This is a genomic window from Novosphingobium sp. BL-S-19 (genome assembly GCF_055521675.1).
Map to the genome: position 1 here is coordinate 1628974 of NZ_CM145497.1, position 18175 is coordinate 1647148.

Below are 18175 nucleotides of genomic sequence, written 5' to 3' on the forward strand. Positions count from 1 at the left end.
CGTTCAAGCCTTCGCGGGGTTCTGCGGCGCACGCCGGTTGACGAGCGGGCGCTGATACGAAGGGTCCTCCCGGTTGCGGCTGGAAACGCCGTTCAGCGCGATATCGGGCACATCCGCGAAGGGGATCGGCATCGGCGAAGGCAGGCAGCCCCACTCGATCACATTGGTGCGCAGCGCGATCTTCCACTCGCCGCCGCGCCGCTCCAGCCGGTCGATGTAGCGGCCGCCCGCGATCCACAGGCTTTCATCCCGATTGCGGCCGACGAACTGGTAGTAGGTCTCGCTATGCGCGCTGTCGCCGTCCAGATCGATGGTGGTCTGCAGCAGCGCATGGTGGGTAACGATCTGCCCCGCCTCGTGCATCGGTACCGCCCAGTCCCAGCAATCCGCCGCAGAGCCCACGAAAGGCCCGGCCGCCATTTCGGCATCGTCCCAGAAGGCGGAAAGGTAGACGTCGCGGTCGAACCGATCCATTCCGCGCGAAAAGCGGGCGAGGCATTCGTGGATGTCCTGCTTGTCCAGCAGCGCGTCCAGACGCGCCGCGCGGTCCTGTGCGGCTTCACTTCCCACGGTAGTTCACCTCCGCAATCGGTTTCCAGATCGGCGATCCACGTGTGGCGCGGGCGGACTGGATCACTTGCCCGTCCACATCGGTAAGCCCGTATTCCTGCGCCAGTTCGGCGGTGACGAACTCCCCGCCCGAGCGCTTCATCACCTCGGGATCAGCGGCCAGTGCGGCGATCACGCGGCCGGGATGCTCCACACTGCTACCGTGCATCTGGGTGATGGAGGTAGTCATCCGGTCGCCCATCTTGGCAAGGTTATCCTTGGCCTTTTCGGTCAAGGTCAGCCCCTGCCACAGCGTCAGGGAGGCGACGCCGTGCGGCTCAAGCTCGATCGCCATGTCGCGCGCCATGCGGTCCACGGCGGACTTGGAGGTGCCGAAGATCACGCCATAAGTATAAGTGACCGCCGCAAAGCCCGAAATCGCGACGATCAGCCCCGATTTCTGCGGCGCCATGATCTTCGCGGCGTGCCACGCCGCCACGTAGTTGGAGCGGACGCCCACATCCCACATCTCCAGATTGGAGAGCGGCTTTTCCCAAAACCCCTTGGGCTCCAGCAAATCGTCGGAGAGCGAGAAGGCATTGTTGACGAGGATGTCGAGCCGGCCCTGCTCGGCCGCGATCCGTTCGAACAGCGCGGCGACGGCCGCATCGTCGCGATGATCGCAAGCGACGGCAATACCGCGCCCGCCGCTCTCCGCGCCGCGCGTGTCGCATTCGGCTGCGGTGCCGCCCACGGTTCCGGGCAGGTAATAGTCCCCCTCCCGCACCGTGCGCCCGGTGACGTAGACGGTCGCCCCCTGTTCCGCGAGGACCAGCGCGATGCCCTTGCCGATCCCCCGGCTCGCGCCGGTTACCAGCGCGACCTTACCGGCGAGCGGCGCGGTCATGCCGTCTCTCCGGCGAACCAGCGCTCGCTGAAATCGCCCTTCGCCCGCCCCGGGAAATGCTCCGCCGTGAAGGGATAGCCCATCACGCCCTTCGCCCAGTCGGCAGCAGTGCCCCAGTCCTGCTCCCAATCGTAGAGCATCACGCGGTCTGCGATGCGCCATTCGCCATCGCGCTTCTCGAACGTGTCGAGATAGCGCCCGCCGATGCAGGTATCGCGATCTCCATCCTTGTGCCCTTGGCCCATATCGATGCGGTGATAGGAAAAGACATGGCTTTCGACGCGCGCCTTATCGCCGTCCAGCACGATGACCGATTGGCCGATCAGGTGCTGCGTGTCCTTGATCGCATCGGCGCCGGGCACCACCCAGGCGAGATAAGTTTCGAAATCGCCGGCGTGGACCCCATAGTCGAACCGAGCCTCCGGCCACCAGCATGACCGGATCAGGTCCGCGCTGCGCCGGTCCTCGCCGCGCGCGAGGCGGGCGATGCAATCCCGGATCGCCTCGCGATCGAGCAGGGTCTGGATTTCTGGGGTCATGCGTCCTCTCTCGTTTTCGGCTTCAGGTCCGAATTTCACATTTCGATGCAGATCTTGCCGATCTGCCGGCCCGATCGCATGTGCGCGATGGCGTCCTGCAGACCGTGGAGCGGGAACACGCGGTCGATCGCGGGATGCAGGTCATGCGCCTCGATCGCGCGGACCATCTCGATCTGATCGCGCCGGCTGCCCACCGTCACCGCCTGCAGGCACAGCCGCTTGGCCTGCACCACCGCGAAAGGCATGGTATCGACATCGAACCCCGCAACCGCGCCGATGATCGCGACATGCGCGCCGGTCCGCGCCGCGCGTAAGCTTTGCGCCAGAGTGTTCGGACCGCCCACTTCGATCACATGCTCGGCGCCCAGCCCGCCCGTCAGGTCCAGCACCGCATCGCCCCATTCGGGCGTGGCGAGCCGGTCGATCACGTGATCGGCACCCAGTTCCAGCAGGCGCTCGTGCTTTTCCGGGGTCGATCCAATGGCGATGACCACCGCTCCGGCCGCCTTGGCGAACTGCAGCGCGAACAGCGATACCCCGCCCGTGCCCTGCACCAGCACATGCTGGCCGGGGCTGACGCGTCCGTCAGTGACCACTGCGCGCCACGCGGTAACCGCCGCGCAAGGCAGGCTTGCGGCCTCCACCAGCGAGAGATTGCCCGGCGCACGCGTGAAGTGCGATGCCGGCCGCACCGCCTCATCGCAGGCGAAGCCATCGGCCCGGCCGCCCGGCGAATTGTTCAGTTCCGCGCGGTCGACATGACCGTCACGCCAGTTGGGATGGAACAGGCTGATCACCCGGTCGCCGGGGGCAAGCTCGGTGACGCCCTCTGCCACTTCCACCACTTCGCCGGCCGCATCCGACAGCGGGATCAGTCCGGGCGGAGCGGGAAACACGCCGCCGATTACCAGGCCGTCGCGAAAGTTGACCGACGCGCCGCGCATGCGAACGCGTACCTCGCCGGGCCGGAGCGATACGGAAGGCAGGTCGACAAGTTCCAACCGCCCGTTCGTAAGGCGCATCGCCTTCATTGGGCAGGCTCCGCGCTGGCTTCAACGGCATCCGGCGCGAACACCGCAGCCCTGCGCATCGATTGCGGGCAAACCATCTGGACCTCTCCCATGCGCCGGACTCACGTGGCCGCATTCCCTGCATCGGCGCGCCGACGCGGCAAAAACTTGACCGATCCGGACAAAATGCGCGACCCCAGAGCATTCGCCCCAGCGATGCCCGCAGCAGCGCTCCAATCAGTAGGGCAATTGCACCTCGTTGACCGAAGTGACGACGGTCTTGCCGTCCTGATCGGTCATCCGCACTTCCACGCGCACCACTGGGAAGCCCCATTCGGAATTCTCGATCTTCTCCACGACCTCCCCCTCGATATAGGTGACGTCACCTTCGAAAGCGGGGCCGCGGAACTCGCTCTTGGCGTGGCGCACCATGCCGTCATGACCGGCCCAGAACGCAAGGTAGTCGGTATTCCAGGCCGCCATCGTCGCGCCGTAGCCATAGGCGCGGTGCATCCCGATCTCGCTGGCGCGGCCGTCGTCGATATGCCCGCGAGAGGGGCCGAGGTAGAGCCCGTCGCGCAGGCGCGGATCGGTCATCGCGCCCACTTCGTCGAACGAGAACCCTTCGATCCAGCCCATGTCCTGATTGACCCAGCAATCGGGAACGCCCTCGATCCCCTGCCAGTAAAAGCTGCCCCAGATGTTGAAGATGAAGGCGCGATATTCGGTGGTGAAGCTGGCGATCGAGTGGGGCCCGATCACCCGGCGCGGCAGTTTCTGCCCCACCCAGACTTCCTCGAAATGCGGCGATTTGCCCTCGCGGTTGGAGAGGAACCAGTCGCGGCGCACCTGATCGATTTCTGCCAGTTCGGCCGGCGTCCACTTGCGCGGCGCGCCGGCGCTGGAGGCATACATGCCGCGCTTTTCCGCCTCCTTCGCCAGATAGCGGATCACTGTGGGGCAGGATTTGGCGATCAGATCGCCGCGCTGGTTGCGGTGGATCGTATCGCCGCGCTGGAACAGGGTGGGGCCGGCGAAGCGCGTATCGGTCAGCTTGTAGCCGGTGAAGATCCGCTCATGGCTGAGATGGTCGCCGGGGCGGACATGGGTGCCGTACCACCACCACTCCTCGCCCCCGAAAATCATGTGCTGGCCCTCGATCCGGCCGACGCAGGCCTGATTGTTGCCATGCCCGTAATCGAGCGCGACGCAGATCGACTGCGGCGCGATGATGTCGCCGAACTTGGTCTGCTGCGCGAAACGCTGGTCCCAGTGCAGCGGGTTCACATAGTCCATCGCCATGACCCAGCGGCGGATATCGGTCTTGTTGCAGGGTTCCCACAGCTCCCCGCCGCCCACCTTGTGGCCAAGACGCCATTCGACGTCGCTGATATCCATGGTGACGGTGCCTTCATCGGCCGACATGCCCTGCTCCTTCAGGCGATTGCGCGTGCGGCCATGGTGGCGCAGGCGCAATCGGCAGGACTTGACCGATCGCGACAAAGTTTCCCCGTCAGTTCAGCCCATCAGCGCCCCTGCTTGAGGATGGCCGGGGCGATCTGCCGGTTGGCCACTTCCCGCAGCACGAAGCTGCTGCGGATGCGCGCGACATGCGGCAGGCACGACAGTTCCTTGCGGTAGATCGTGTCGTAGTCTTCCAGCGACTGGACATTGAGGATCATCAGGAAGTCGGTATCGCCGGTCACGAAGGCGCAGAACCGCATGGACGGGCTCTGGAGCACGGCCCGTTCGAAGTCCTGCAAAACGTTCTCTGCCTGCGACATGAGTTCGATGGAGACGACCACGAGGGTGCCGTATCCCAGCGCGCGCACGTCCAGATTGGCGGAATAGTGGGTGACATAGCCCGACTCTTCCAAAATCTTGCGCCGCCGCGCGACGGCGGTGCTGGACAGATGGACCTTTTCGCCCAGGCAGACGTCCGATGCGCGCCCCTCTGTCACCAGCGCGCGCATCAGCCGGTAGTCTGTTTCGTCCAATTGATGGTGGTGCCTTGCATGGGCGTCACCCGCCCCATGCAAGGCACTATGGCCGTGCGAATTATCCATGGCTGATTGCGACCTTTTGCCGTTTTTCGATGCCATGCTAGCCGATCTTCTCCAAAATCAAACCGTCGATTGCAATATTATGTCTCAATCCACCGGTTCGTCGAACCAACCTGTCTCGCCGCCGATAGGCATGCCTGCAGGAATTGCGGGACGGGGACGGCGGCCCTTTTCCAGTTCGGCGGCCAGACGCTGCGGATCGCCGAGGATTGCGGCGATCGAGCGCCGCCAATACCCGTCGTCGGCATTGGCGGAGGCTTTCCCGAAGCTCTTGCCGATTTCGCTGAGGAAGCCTTCCAGTTCTGCCGCGACATCCGCCGGTGTCGACGGATCGCGCGCGACGCCGGCAATGGCCAGGATCGTGCGCTGCGAAATGCGGCGGCCCACGGTGCCGGAATGCGCGGCGATCACTGGGCGCAGCTTGTCCAGCAAGGTGCCCACGCCGGGCTGCGAAGCGTCATAGCCATGCTGGATATGCAGGCGCGTGAGGCGGGCCGGCGCCAGCAGGCTGTCCAGCGTGATCTGCGCGGCAACATCCGCCGCCACCAGTGGGTCGAACACGGCCGAACCGGCACTCTGGAACACCTCCCGTGTCGACTGCACATCCGGCCGCGCGCTGGTGCCGCTGGAGAGCATCATGGCGACTGGGGCGGGAACCGTCAGTTCCTTTTCCGAGAGCGTGCCCACCAGCGCATCGATGGCGGCCAGCTGTTCGCCGGCCGGAACTGCCGTCGGTGCCGGGCGGCCCTCACCCGCCACGGCGTAGTCGTAGCGAACGCCGCCGACCAGCTTGCCCGTGGCGTCGATCGAATAGCGGTGGAACAGCCAGATCGGCACGAATTTCCGGCGCAGTTCCGCAAGCGGCTCACCCGCATGGAGCACGGCCGGGCCGAACGTGCCGAGCGCGATGCGGCGCACTTCCATCGTATGCGCCAGATCTTGCGGCGTATCCTGCCCTTCGGTCCACATGTTCACCCCCGGCAGGCCCAGATCGGCCGCGCGCCCATCGATATCGGTGCCGTAGAGCATGCCCGCCTTGTAAGCCGCATCGGCCTTGGCGGCGGCTGCGGTATCGGCATCGCCCCCCGGCGCGGGCTGGCCGTAGAGCCAGTCGATCGTGAACTTGTCCCACGTGCCGATACCCTTGGCATAAGCGTCGGACAGGTCGAGCTTGCCGTCTGCGATCTTCACCATCGGTCCGGGGTAATCCATCACCGAGGCGCGGTTCTGCAGGCTCGCCATGAAGTTGTGCACGAAGCCCAGCGAATGGCCGACTTCGTGGGCGCCAAGCTGGCGGATTCGGGCCAGCGAGACTTCCACCGGATCGTTGCCTGAGCCGGTATTGTCCTGCGCGGCGCCGACCAGCCCCTCGAAGATCGCGACATCCTGCCGCACGCGCAGCGCACCCAGCACGACGTTGCCCTTGATGATCTCTCCCGTGCGCGGATCGATCACGCCGCCGCCGTAGGACCAGCTGCGGTTCTGCCGGTCCGCCCAGTTGACCATGTTGTAGCGCACGTCCTGCGGATCGGCGCCAGGCGGCAGGATTTCCACCTTGAAGGCATCGAGGAAGCCTGCCGCGTCGAAGGCATCGGCCCACCAACGCACGCCATCGGCCAAAGCGCTGCGGATCGGTTCAGGGGCGGCGCTGTCGATGTAATAGACGATAGGCTTTTTCACACGCGACCGCGCGGCGCTGGGATCGACCTTCTCCAGTCGGAAATGATTGGCGTATTCGACCAGTACCGGGCTGCCCAGCGGCGTGCCGAAATCGTAGATCTGCGTCGCATGCGATCCGGAGCGAATGTCGAAACGGCGCGGCACGAAGCCCGGATCGGGCAGCGCGATGATCGAGGAGTGGACGGTGAAGCTGACCATCCGCCCGTCCGGCGCGATGATCTCCAGCTCCCGGCCTGCCGTGTCTGCCGTGAAAGTCTGCACGGTTTCCAGCTCGACGTTCTTGGGAAAGACCTTGTTCGTCGCCGGATCGACCGCGCTCAGCTTGTCGGACAGTTTGTAGCCCTTGCCGCCCTCTGCCAGCGCACCGGCCAGGTCCATGGCATCGGCCATCAGCAGCGGCGTGACGTCCACCGTCACCGATCCGCCCGCCGTCGCATCGCCCACCACATCGAGCATGGCGACGGTGCTGAACGGAAAGCTGCCGCGTGCGCCCTTGTTCACCTCGGCGTCGCCGGTCGCACGGAAGCGCGGGTTTTCGAAAACGGCGGCCACTTTGTTGCCCATGCGGCGGAACGCCAGCACCTTGGTATCGCCCTGCATGCCGCGATCGATGCGGATATCGGCCGAACCGAGCCCGGTCTTGATCGCCTGCGTGAACAAGTAGCGCCCGGCCACGCCGTCCGCGTCCGCCGGCGGCAGGACCAGCAGCACCTTGCCCTTTTCGGCATCGTAGGAAACCGGCATCAGCGCGCCGTCAGGCGAAGCTGCCACGCGCACCGGCGCCGCCATGGCCGCGGTGGCTGGCATAAGGGCGATCATGCCGGTGGCGGCGGCTCCAAGGACGAGGGCATGCTTGATTCTGACGGCGACGGACATTCGGCGATTCCCTGTTGGTGGATAGGCTTTTGCGGATAGGCCCCGGCCAAGGTCCGCAGGCGAACCTCAGGCGATCGGAACCACGTGATCGACCCCATGATGCCAAGCCTTGGAAGGGGGCGAACGCCCCGGCCCGGCACGATCAGACTAACAGAAAGGCCCGCGCAGGTTCCCCGATCATATCGGGCGATTTCGCGGATATGACGGTGAAATCCGGCGCCATGACCGATTTGTGCGCAGGAATCCAAACTTACGGAACGGAATCATGACGTTCCTGAACACGCGAAGGCCGATGCTGCACTGCATTTCCGAATCAGTATACGATGTTCATGTCAGAAACTGACGCCAGTAATACTCAAGGCGCACGATTGCTGCGCGAAACCTGAAATCTGCGATGACATCTATCAAAACTGTGTGAAAAAAGTGCCATCTTTCGTGGGATCACGCGAAGGTTCCTCGCTAAGATCGACCTGTCTCCGGCAGACGACCAAAGGCGCTGGTGGAGACGGAAGGGGCATCCGCGGTCAACGCGGGCAACGGGGCAATACGGCAGCAAATCATGGCTGGCCACCGCAAATGAGGGCGGTGCCTTTGCTGTGACCGACGGTGCGAACCGGCGGCCGATCTGGCTCGTCCTTCTCAAACCTCACTGGGACGAGGGTGCCTTCCGGCGAGAAGGTTCACGAAGGAGGTTTTTGCCATGTGCTCGATGCAGTGTTCCAAGCTGCCGATTTCCTCGTCCCGCGCCTGGGCACGCCGTTCGCTGCTCATGGCTTCGGTCGCTGTGCCGTTCGCGTTGGCCGCACCGGCCATGGCCCAGGATGCCGCCCACACGGACGATACCCAGCCTGCCAATGAAGTGGTCGTCACCGGCACCCGCATCGTCGGGGACGGCTACAACGCCCCCACTCCGGTCGCCGTATTGGGAGAGGCGGACATCGCCGCGCAGGCGCCCGCCAATATTTCCGACTTCGTGAACCAGATGCCTGCGATCGCCGGCAGCGGCACCTCCGGCACCCAGTCGGGCGGCCTGTCCAACGCGGCGGCGGGCATCAACTCGATCGGCCTGCGCGGGCTTGGCGTCGGCCGTACGCTGGTGCTGGTGGACGGGCAGCGCTCGGTCGCCTCCTCGGTGGGCGGCACGGTCGATATCAACACGATCCCGCAGGATCTGGTGAAGCGTGTCGAAGTCATCACCGGCGGCGCCTCTGCCGCCTATGGGTCGGACGCGGTGGGCGGTGTCGTCAACTTCATCCTCGACACCGGCTACAAGGGCGTGAAGCTGGCCGCCGATACCGGCATCTCGACGTACGGCGATGCGCCCAATTACCGGGTTTCCGCCACGGCCGGCTACTCGCTGCTCGATGGCCGGCTGCACATGCTGACCAACTTGTCCTACTTCCACCAGAAGCGGGAGGAAGGAATCAACCGCGACTGGAACGACAGCGGCTATTTCCAGATCAACAACCCCGCCTACAACGGCACCAATGGCCAGCCCCAGCGCCTTGTCGCCAGCGGGATCGGCCCCAATGGTTATACGGCGGGCGGCCTCATCACCAGCGGCCCGCTGAAGGGTACCTATTTCCTGGGCGCGGGCGAGACGGACCAGCTGACTTACGGCACCGTTTCCAGCCCATGGATGATCGGCGGCGACTGGCAGACCACGCTTGCCGGCCATGTCGGCACCAATACGCTGGTTCCGCTCGATGATCGCATCAGCGCCTTCCAGCGCGTCGGCTTCGATGTCACCCCCGATATCGAGATCTTCGGCCAGTTCTCGTACAACCGATCCAAGAGCGCGAGTTCCTATCAGCAGACCCCCAGCACCGGCGTCGTCATCAAGGCGGACAATGCCTACCTGCTGAGCCAGTACCCCACCGTTGCCGCGCAGATGGCGGCGCAGGGCCTGTCCTCGATCACCATCGGCACCTCCAACGCCGGTTTCCCGATCCCCGGCAGCGACAACAAGCGCGAAGTCTTCCGCTTCGTCGGCGGCGCCAAGGGCAGTGTGGGCCTGTTCGGCAATTCGATGAACTGGGACGCCTATTACCAGAAGGGCGTGACCAAGAGCCGCGAGGCGCTGGTCAACACCTGGAACAACGCCCGCATGGCCGATGCGCAGGACGCGGTGTTCGCGGCGGACGGCAGCATCGTCTGCCGCTCCACCCTGACCAACCCCGGCAACGGCTGCGTTCCCATCGACCGCCTCGGCACCGATGGCCCTTCGCAGGAAGCGCTGGACTACATCTTCTACAACGGCCAGCAGCCGCTGCGCCACCAGACCATCAAGCAGGACGTGGCCGCCGCGACGATCAGCGGCCCGCTCTTTGCCCTGCCCGCCGGCAACCTTTCGGTCGCGACCGGCGTGGAATGGCGGCGCGAGCAGATCAACGGCTCGGTAGACGACCTCTACACTTCCGGCTGGCTCTACGGGAACTACAAGGTCAACAAGGGCAAGTACGACGTCTACGAAGGCTTCCTGGAAGTAGACGTGCCGATCATCGACGGGCTGAACGTCAACGCCGCCGCGCGCGGCACGCATTACTCCACCTCGGGCTGGGTCGGCACCTGGAAGGTGGGCGCCAACTGGCAGGTGGTAGACGCGGTGCGCCTGCGCGGCAATATCAGCCACGACATTCGCGCGCCCAACCTTGAGGAACTGTTCGCCGCCGGCACCGCGCGCACCAACACCGTCATCATTCCCGACGATGCCGGAACCCCGGTCACCGGATCGCAGCAGTTCGTCCAGAACGCCTTCGGCAATCGCAACCTGAAGCCCGAAGTGGCGGATTCCTGGACGGTGGGCGGCGTCTTCACCCCCGGCTTCCTGCCCGGCTTCAGCGCCTCTTTCGACTATTACGACATCAAGATCGACAAGGCGATCGGATCGATCACCGCCCAGCAGACCGTGGATCTCTGCTATGACGAGGGCATCACGCCCTATTGCGACAACATCCACTTCGTGAACGGCGCGCTCAGCACGATCGACCTGATGCCGATCAACTTCGCGAAGCAGAAGACCAGCGGCTTCGATATCGAGGCCAGCTACGCCTTCCCGATCGGGCCCGGCCGCTTCCGCCTGCACGGGCAAGCCACGCACTACATCAAGAACGTGGTGGATGATGGCATCAGCTTCCCCATCGACTATGCCGGGGTGCTGGCGGGCGGCACTTATGCCTCGCCCGACTGGGTCTACCGCGTCAGCGCGTTCTACGACATCGATCCGATGACCTTCAACCTCGTCGCCCGCGGCTTCACCAATGGCGTTTACGGCAACGACTGGATCGAGTGCACCACCGACTGCCCGGCCAGCACCACCCAGTACCGCACGATCAACGACAACCACATCGACGGCGCCGTCTATTTCGACGCCTCGGTGGACTTCAAGTTCCCCGCCCTGAACGGCACCGGGCACCTGACCTTCATCGTCAACAACATGCTGAACAAGGATCCGGTGCTGGTCGGCAACGGGCCGGACGGCAACAACGTGCCCGCCTACGCCCAGACCAACCGCAGCCGTTACGAAGTGGTGGGCCGCACGTTCCGCATTGCCGCCAAGGTAGAGTTCTAAGGGTCGCGAGAGGAGTATCAGGATAATGCGCAAGTTCACCCGCACGATCGCCGCCATGGCGCTCGCCTCGTCCGCGATGGCCTTGGCCCCCGCCGCCCATGCCGAAGCGCCCAAGGCGCTGAAGGATGAAGTGGAGGCCGAGGTCGCCGCCCAGCGCAAGCAGATCCAGGTCATGGTAGACCAGATCTTCAGCTATGCCGAACCCGGCTTTCAGGAGGTTCGGACCAGCGAATACCTGACCGGCATCCTTGAAAAGAACGGTTTCACGGTGACGCGCGGCGTCGCCGGCATTCCCACCGCCTTCACCGCGACATGGGGCAAGGGCGGCCCGAAGATCGCATTGGGCAGCGATATCGACGACGTGCTGGGCGTCTCGCAAATGCCGGGCGTTCCGGTGCTGATGCCGATGGTCGAAGGCGCGCCGGGGCATGGCGAGGGCCATAACTCCGGCATGCCGCTGATGGTCGCCGCCGCCCTGGCGGTGAAGAAAGTGATGATCCGCCACAATATCCAGGGCCAGCTCATGCTCTGGCCGGGCGTGGCCGAGGAACTGCTCGCCACCAAGGCCTATTACGTGAAGGCCGGGTTGTTCAAGGATGTGGACGCGACGATCTTCGCCCACGTCAGTTCCGATTTCTCGACCGGGTACGGCGAGATGGGCGCCAACGGCATGGTCTCCGTCGAATACGACTTCAAGGGCAAGACCGCACACTCCGCCGGCATGCCCTGGGAAGGCCGCAGCGCGCTCGACGGCGCCGAGGTGATGGACGTCATGTGGAATTTCCGGCGGGAGCATCTGCCGGTGACGCAGCGCTCGCACATGGTCATCACCAATGGCGGCGGCCAGCCCAACGTGGTGCCGGACAAGGCCAGCATCTGGTACTACTTCCGCGACCGTACGTTCGAGACGATCCGTTCACTCTACGAAACCGGCAACACCATCGCCGATGCCGCCGCGATGGGCACCGGCACCACCGTCACCCACCGCATCCTCGGCTATGCCGCCCCCAACTTCGGCAACAAGCCGCTGGCGGAGGCCGCCTATGCCAATATCAAGGCGGTGGGCATGCCGCAGTGGAGCGCCGACGATCAGGCCTTCGCCAAAGCCGCGCAAACGTTGAACGATCGCAAGGTGGAACCGCTGAAGGCCGAAGTGGCGGAACTCTCCACCCCCGAAAACCGCGAACGCTCCATCGGCGGCGGGTCGGACGACGTGGGCGACATCATGTGGGCGGTGCCGACGATCACCATCCGCTACCCCTCCAACATCCCCAACATGATCGGCCACAACGCCACCTCCGCCTTCGCGATGGCGACCCCGATCGCGCACAAGGGCGTGGAAGCCGGCGCCAAGGCCGTGGCGATGACGGTGCTGGACCTGATGACGACGCCGCAGCTCATCACCGATGCCAAGACCTACTTCACCGACGTTCAGGCAAAGACGGCGAAGTACGACCCGATCCTCAACGAGAACGAGGGCCCCGCGATCTGGCTGAACAAGCGCGCCATGGACCTCTACCGCCCGCAGATGGAGAAGTATTACTACGATCCGAAGAAGTACGATACGTACCTTGACCAGCTCGGCATCAAGTACCCGACCCTGACCGCCCCCGGCGCCCCTGCCCCTGCCCCTGCGGCGAAGAAGTGAGGGCGACCATCATGAACAGGCATAAGAGAGCCCTCGGTGTCGCTCTGTCCCTCCTAGGTGGGGCTCTCGCGGGGGCGGCGCTTGCGCCCGCCCCCGCCTCGGCGGCGGCCGATCCCGCGCTGAAGAAGGAGGTCGCCGACGCGGTCGAGGTGCAGCGCAAGCAGATCCAGGTCATGGTGGATGAGATCTTCAGCTTCGCCGAACCCGGCTTTCAGGAGCAGCGGACCAGCGAATATCTGATCGGCATCCTCGAAAAGAATGGCTTCACGATCCAGCGCGGCATTGCCGGCGTGCCCACCGCCTTCACGGCATCGTGGGGCAGCGGCGGCCCGAAAATCGCGCTGGGCAGCGATATCGACGGTCTGCTCGGCGTCTCGCAGACGCCCGGCACGCCCGACCTTAAGCCACTGACCGAAGGCGCGCCGGGGCACGGCGAAGGGCACAATTCCGGCATGCCGCTTATGGTCGCCGCTGCCATCGCCACCAAGCAGGTGATGACGAAGCACCACATTCCCGGCCGCCTGATGCTCTGGCCCGGCGTGGCCGAGGAACTGCTGGGCACCAAGGCCTATTACGTGCGCGCGGGCGTGTTCAAGGACGTGGACGCCTCCATCTTCGCGCATGTCGGCACCGGGTTCGGCACCGGCTGGGGCGACCTTGGCCTCAACGGCATGATCTCGGTCGAATACCAGTTCAAGGGCAAGACCGCCCACTCCGCCGCGATGCCGTGGGACGGGCGCAGCGCGCTCGACGGGGTGGAGGTGATGGACGTCATGTGGAACTTCCGGCGCGAACACCTGCCGGTCAGCCAGCGGTCGCACAACGTGATCGTCAATGGCGGCGGCCAGCCCAACGTCGTGCCCGACAAGGCGGTGGACTGGTACTATTTCCGCGAACATGACTTCGCATCCCTGCGCACGCTCTACGAAACCGGCAACACCATCGCCGATGCGGCCGCATTGGGCACCGGCACCACCGTCACCCGCAAGGTGCTGGGCTTTGCCGCGCCCAACTATGCCAACCGCCCGCTGGCAGAGGCGCTTTACGCCAATATCGAAACGGTCGGCATGCCGCAGTGGTCTGCCGCCGATCAGGCCTTCACCAAGGCGGTGCAGACCCACAACAAGCTGAAGGTGGAACCGCTGCCCGACAAGGTCGCGCCGCTCTCCACGCCGGAACTGCGCGGCAAGGTCGGGTTCGGCGCGTCGGACGATATCGGCGATGTCATGTGGACGGTGCCCACCGTCACCATCCAGTACCCCGCCAACATCCCCAACGTGATCTTCCACCACGCCACCGCCGCGATGGCGATGGCCACGCCGATCGCGCACAAGGGCACCGTTGTCGGCGCCAAGGCGGTGGCGATGACGGTGCTGGATCTCATGACCACGCCCCAGATCATCACCGATGCCAAGGCCTGGTTCCACGACGTTCAGTTGAAGGACCAGAAGTACGACCCGCTGATCGCGCCGACGGACATGCCCGCGATCGACCGCAATGCCCGCACCATGCAGGAAATGCGGCCGCTGATGCAGGCCCGGTACTACGATCCCAAGAAGTACGACAGCTATCTGAAGCAGCTCGGCATCGATTACGACGCTGCGAAATATGATGGCCAGTAACGAAACCTGCGCGCGCTGACCTTCACCAGCGCCGACCGGCCGGGGCCATCCACCCGACAGACTGCCCCGGCCGGCCTTTTCCCCCAAATCTCCGCAGCATCGCTGGCGTTTCGACTGGAAATTTCCTGCCGGTTAACCAATTCTACCGGAATTACCCGGAGTATAGTTCGGGAAGGTCGCAAATTCCCAAGAAAGTCAAATGCTTCCCATTCTGCATTGCATTCGCGACGAACATGATTCGCCCCTCGTCCTGCTGGCAGCGCTGGTCTGCGTGCTGTCTACGGTCGGGACCGTCAGACTATGCCGGCAGGTCCGCTGGTCGCACGGGCACGGGCGCATCGGATGGCTGGCAACGGCGGGGCTCGTGGCCGGCCTGGGCATCTGGGCAACCCATTTCATTGCCATGCTGGGTTACAATCCGGGCTTCGTCTTCGGCTACGACCTGGCGGGAACAGTGGCATCGCTGGCCATCGTGCTGGCTACCTCGATCGCCGCGCTTGTCCTGGCCTCCCAATTCAATACCCGTGTCGGCATCGCCCTCGGCGCAGCGTTGATGGGCGGCGGGGTGGCGACCATGCATTACGTGGGCATGGCCGCGCTGGAAATGCCGGCGGTGATCCGCTGGAATCAGGGCTATGTGGCGGCCTCGCTGGTGCTTGCGATCGCGCCGCTGCTTCTGGCCATTCCGCTTGCTCTAAAAGGGCAGACCTTGCGAACCGGGGCCGCTGCGGCGGGGCTGATGACGCTTGCCGTCGTGCTGCTGCACTTCACCGGCATGACCGCGATCTCCCTGATCCCCTCGCGTACCGAGTTTTCGCCGGAAACGATGATGTCCCCCCGCGCGATGTCGCTGTGGGTCTTCGTCGTCGCTGCCTGCACTTTGGGTATAGCGGCTACTGCGGCGATGGTCAGTCGCCGTGCAGAAATCACCCGCCGCAACTCCGAGCGTCTCAACCGCGAACGCGTCGAACTCGTGGGCCGCCGGCTCGACATGGCGCTGGAGAACATGCACCAGGGCCTGTGCCTGTTCGGTGCCGACGGCCGGCTGATCCTGTGGAACCAGCGCTTCGTCGAGATGTACCACATGGCCCCGCACGAAATGCAGGTGGGCATGACCATGCGCGAGATGGCCCGCGTCGCCATCGGCAAGCGTGCGCCGGCCGGCGAACTGGACCACCGGGTCACGAAGGTTCTGCACAATCTGGAAGCCGCGCTGGAAGGCCGCACCCACGCGCCGGACGTTTCGGAATACGAAGACTTCATCGTCTCGGTCCGTTCCCGCCCCCTGCCCGATGGCGGCTGGGTTTCGACCTTCGACGACATTACCGAGCAGCGGAAGACCGAAGCCCATATCCAGCATCTTGCCTTGCACGATGGCCTTACCGGCCTGCCGAACCGCAGCAAGTTCAATGCCCTGGTAGACCGGTCGATAGCGATCGCCGCCCATTCCGGAGAACGGCTGGGCCTTGTCGTCCTGGACCTCGACGGTTTCAAGGAAATCAACGATTCACGCGGACACGCCGCAGGGGACGAGGCGCTTCGGGCCGTGGCAACCGCACTAAGCGGGGCCCTGCAGGAAGGCGAAGGGGCTGCCCGGCTTGGCGGGGACGAATTCGCCGCCACCATCCTGTTCCGCGAAACGCACGAACTGGCGGACTTCGTCCACCGCGTCGCCTCATGCTTCAACGGCGCGACAGCATCGGCCGCCGGCGATTTCGTCATCAAGGCCAGCCTCGGCGTCGCCGCCTATCCGGACGACGGGCAGGACCGCGAGCAGCTGTGCAACAACGCCGACCTTGCGATGTACCGCGCCAAGGACAACCTGGGCGAGCGCATCTGCTATTACGAAAAGGGCATGGACGAAAGCGCACGCCATCGCCGCCAGATGGCGGCTGACCTGCGCGGTGCCGCCGAACGTAACGAACTGGTGATCCTCTATCAGGTCCAGCGCTCGCTGAAGGATGAGTGCATCAACGGCTACGAAGCGCTGGTGCGTTGGCAGCATCCGGTTCGCGGTCTGGTCACCCCATGCGACTTCATCCCCATTGCCGAGGAGACGGGCGAGATTTTCGCGATCGGCGAGTGGGTTCTTCGCGAAGCCTGCCGGGAAGCTGCCCGCTGGCCCGATCACCAGATGGTGGCGGTGAACCTTTCCGCCGTTCAACTGGGTCAGGCGAACTTGCCCGAGATCGTTGCCGGCATTCTGGTGGAAACGGGCCTCTCGCCCCGCAGGCTCGAACTGGAGATCACCGAAACCGCGATCATCGGTGACAAGGTCCGGGCCCTGCATATCCTGCGCAAGCTGAAGAGCATGGGCGTCAGCATCGCCATCGACGATTTCGGCACCGGCTATTCGTCGCTCGACACGCTGAACTCGTTCCCGTTCGACAAGATCAAGATCGACAAGTCCTTCGTCACCGGGTCCGACGAACGGCCGCAGGCACGCGCAATCATCCGCGCGGTTCTGGCCCTGGGCCGCAGTCTGGACGTTCCGGTATTGGCCGAGGGCGTGGAGACGCATTCGCATGTCGATCTCCTCCAGGCGGAAGGGTGCGATCAGGTGCAGGGCTTCCTGTTCGGACGGCCGCAATCCGCGCCTAGCCTGGGACAGGCCGTAGTCAGCCTGAACGGCGTGAACCTGAACGAGCTGGAATTGGACGCCGGCAGCCTGTCGTAAAAGGCTGCGGCCTGATGGCGGCGTCCACACCGGCGAGGTGCTCCGGGCTTGACACCATCGCCGCGCGGTTGCTGAGAGCCGGATAGACCATGCTCCGGGCAGCCCTGCCCGCCAGACGAGGAAGCGCCCTTGCCCACTGCCGTCAGCCTTGCCCAAGGCGTCACTTTCGCCAACGATCGCCCGATGGTGCTGATCGGCGGCATGAACGTCATCGAAGGCCGCGACATCGTGCTGGAAGTCGCCGGGGAATTCGCGCGGCTGACCGGCGAACTCGGCATCCCCTATGTGTTCAAGGCCAGTTTCGACAAGGCGAACCGCTCGTCTATCAATTCATTCCGGGGCCCCGGCCTGGAAGCCGGTCTGGAAGTGCTGGCCGAAGTGCGCGAACGTTTCGGCGTGCCCGTGCTCACCGACGTTCACGAGCCTTACCAGGCAGACGCCGTCGCGCAGGTGGCGGACATCCTCCAGCTTCCGGCCTTCCTTGCGCGCCAGACCGATCTCGTCGTCGCGCTGGCCCGCACCGGCAAGGTGATCAACGTCAAGAAGCCGCAATTCCTCGCCCCGCACGAAATGCGGCACATCATCCGCAAGTGCGAGGAAGCCGGCAACGACCAGATCTTGCTGTGCGAGCGCGGCAGTGCTTTCGGCTACAACAACCTGGTGGTCGACATGCTGGGCATGGACGAAATGAAGGCCATGGCCCCCGTCGTCTTCGACGCGACCCACGCGCTGCAGCGTCCGGGCGGCCGAGAATCGAGTGCCGATGGCCGGCGCACGCAGGCAGCCGTGTTGGCCCGATCCGGCATGGCGGTGGGGATCGCCGGACTGTTTCTGGAAGCGCACCCAGACCCGGACAAGGCCCTTTGCGACGGGCCCTGCGCGCTGCCGCTCGACAAGCTGAGGCCCTACCTCGAACAGATGCAGGCGATCGACCGGCTGGTGAAGCAGTTCCCGGCGCTGGAAATCGACTAACGCGGGGCCATCTCAGAGTCCGTTTGAAAAATGCCCGCAGGGGCATTTTTGAGGCGGCACC

At 64.7% G+C, this 18175-nt stretch carries 12 protein-coding genes; 5 read left to right on the forward strand and 7 right to left on the reverse strand.

The features are described from left to right. Positions 1-3: 3 nt before the first annotated feature. The 7 genes from ACZ1JV_RS06880 to ACZ1JV_RS06910 form a co-directional block, all read right to left on the reverse strand. Positions 4-570: a nuclear transport factor 2 family protein gene (locus ACZ1JV_RS06880; RefSeq protein WP_465148930.1), complete on the reverse strand. Its 567-nt coding sequence runs from the start codon at positions 568-570 to the stop codon at positions 4-6. Next, a complete protein-coding gene (locus ACZ1JV_RS06885) occupies positions 560-1456 on the reverse strand; it encodes an SDR family NAD(P)-dependent oxidoreductase (protein WP_465148931.1) in 897 nt (298 codons plus the stop codon). Before ACZ1JV_RS06885 ends, ACZ1JV_RS06880 begins: the two co-directional genes overlap by 11 nt. Then, a complete protein-coding gene (locus ACZ1JV_RS06890; protein WP_465148932.1) occupies positions 1453-1995 on the reverse strand; it encodes a nuclear transport factor 2 family protein in 543 nt (180 codons plus the stop codon). The genes ACZ1JV_RS06885 and ACZ1JV_RS06890 overlap by 4 nt, the downstream gene beginning before the upstream one ends. Before the next feature lie 35 nt (positions 1996-2030). Then, positions 2031-3026, reverse strand: a complete 996-nt coding sequence (locus ACZ1JV_RS06895; RefSeq protein ID WP_465148933.1) for a zinc-dependent alcohol dehydrogenase family protein — start codon at positions 3024-3026, stop codon at positions 2031-2033. Positions 3027-3242: 216 nt separating this feature from the next. Then, on the reverse strand, positions 3243-4508 hold the full coding sequence (locus tag ACZ1JV_RS06900; RefSeq protein ID WP_465148934.1) for an FAS1-like dehydratase domain-containing protein: 1266 nt from the start codon (positions 4506-4508) through the stop codon (positions 3243-3245). A gap of 23 nt (positions 4509-4531) precedes the next feature. Continuing rightward, on the reverse strand, positions 4532-5107 hold the full coding sequence (locus ACZ1JV_RS06905) for an Lrp/AsnC family transcriptional regulator (protein ID WP_465139466.1): 576 nt from the start codon (positions 5105-5107) through the stop codon (positions 4532-4534). Between the two features lie 48 nt (positions 5108-5155). Next, complete coding sequence (locus tag ACZ1JV_RS06910) at positions 5156-7624, reverse strand: zinc-dependent metalloprotease (protein ID WP_465148935.1); 2469 nt, start codon at positions 7622-7624, stop codon at positions 5156-5158. 700 nt (positions 7625-8324) lie between these two features. On the opposite strand from ACZ1JV_RS06910, the gene ACZ1JV_RS06915 reads away from it, so the two are divergent. The 5 genes from ACZ1JV_RS06915 (at position 8325) to kdsA (ending at position 18114) form a co-directional block, all read left to right on the forward strand. Then, positions 8325-11195, forward strand: coding sequence for a TonB-dependent receptor plug domain-containing protein (locus tag ACZ1JV_RS06915; protein WP_465148936.1), 2871 nt, complete (start codon positions 8325-8327; stop codon positions 11193-11195). Between the two features lie 25 nt (positions 11196-11220). Continuing rightward, a complete protein-coding gene (locus ACZ1JV_RS06920; protein WP_465148937.1) occupies positions 11221-12843 on the forward strand; it encodes an amidohydrolase in 1623 nt (540 codons plus the stop codon). A gap of 11 nt (positions 12844-12854) precedes the next feature. After that, complete coding sequence (locus tag ACZ1JV_RS06925; RefSeq protein ID WP_465148938.1) at positions 12855-14465, forward strand: peptidase dimerization domain-containing protein; 1611 nt, start codon at positions 12855-12857, stop codon at positions 14463-14465. Positions 14466-14664: 199 nt separating this feature from the next. After that, entirely contained in the window at positions 14665-17142 is a 2478-nt protein-coding gene (locus ACZ1JV_RS06930) for an EAL domain-containing protein (protein WP_465148939.1), read from the forward strand. A 183-nt stretch (positions 17143-17325) separates the two neighbouring features. Then, positions 17326-18114: a 3-deoxy-8-phosphooctulonate synthase gene (kdsA, locus tag ACZ1JV_RS06935; protein WP_465149789.1), complete on the forward strand. Its 789-nt coding sequence runs from the start codon at positions 17326-17328 to the stop codon at positions 18112-18114. The last annotated feature ends 61 nt before the right edge of the window (positions 18115-18175 follow it).

Bases quoted from the DNA above. Each gene is read 5' to 3' on its own strand.
- ACZ1JV_RS06885 (WP_465148931.1), bottom strand. From the start codon at position 1,456: ATGACCGCGCCGCTCGCCGGTAAGGTCGCGCTGGTAACCGGCGCGAGC.
- ACZ1JV_RS06890 (WP_465148932.1), bottom strand. From the start codon at position 1,995: ATGACCCCAGAAATCCAGACCCTGCTCGATCGCGAGGCGATCCGGGAT.
- ACZ1JV_RS06895 (WP_465148933.1), bottom strand. From the start codon at position 3,026: ATGAAGGCGATGCGCCTTACGAACGGGCGGTTGGAACTTGTCGACCTG.
- ACZ1JV_RS06905 (WP_465139466.1), bottom strand. From the start codon at position 5,107: ATGGCATCGAAAAACGGCAAAAGGTCGCAATCAGCCATGGATAATTCG.
- ACZ1JV_RS06910 (WP_465148935.1), bottom strand. From the start codon at position 7,624: ATGTCCGTCGCCGTCAGAATCAAGCATGCCCTCGTCCTTGGAGCCGCC.
- ACZ1JV_RS06915 (WP_465148936.1), top strand. From the start codon at position 8,325: ATGTGCTCGATGCAGTGTTCCAAGCTGCCGATTTCCTCGTCCCGCGCC.
- ACZ1JV_RS06920 (WP_465148937.1), top strand. From the start codon at position 11,221: ATGCGCAAGTTCACCCGCACGATCGCCGCCATGGCGCTCGCCTCGTCC.
- ACZ1JV_RS06925 (WP_465148938.1), top strand. From the start codon at position 12,855: ATGAACAGGCATAAGAGAGCCCTCGGTGTCGCTCTGTCCCTCCTAGGT.
- ACZ1JV_RS06930 (WP_465148939.1), top strand. From the start codon at position 14,665: ATGCTTCCCATTCTGCATTGCATTCGCGACGAACATGATTCGCCCCTC.
- kdsA (WP_465149789.1), top strand. From the start codon at position 17,326: ATGGTGCTGATCGGCGGCATGAACGTCATCGAAGGCCGCGACATCGTG.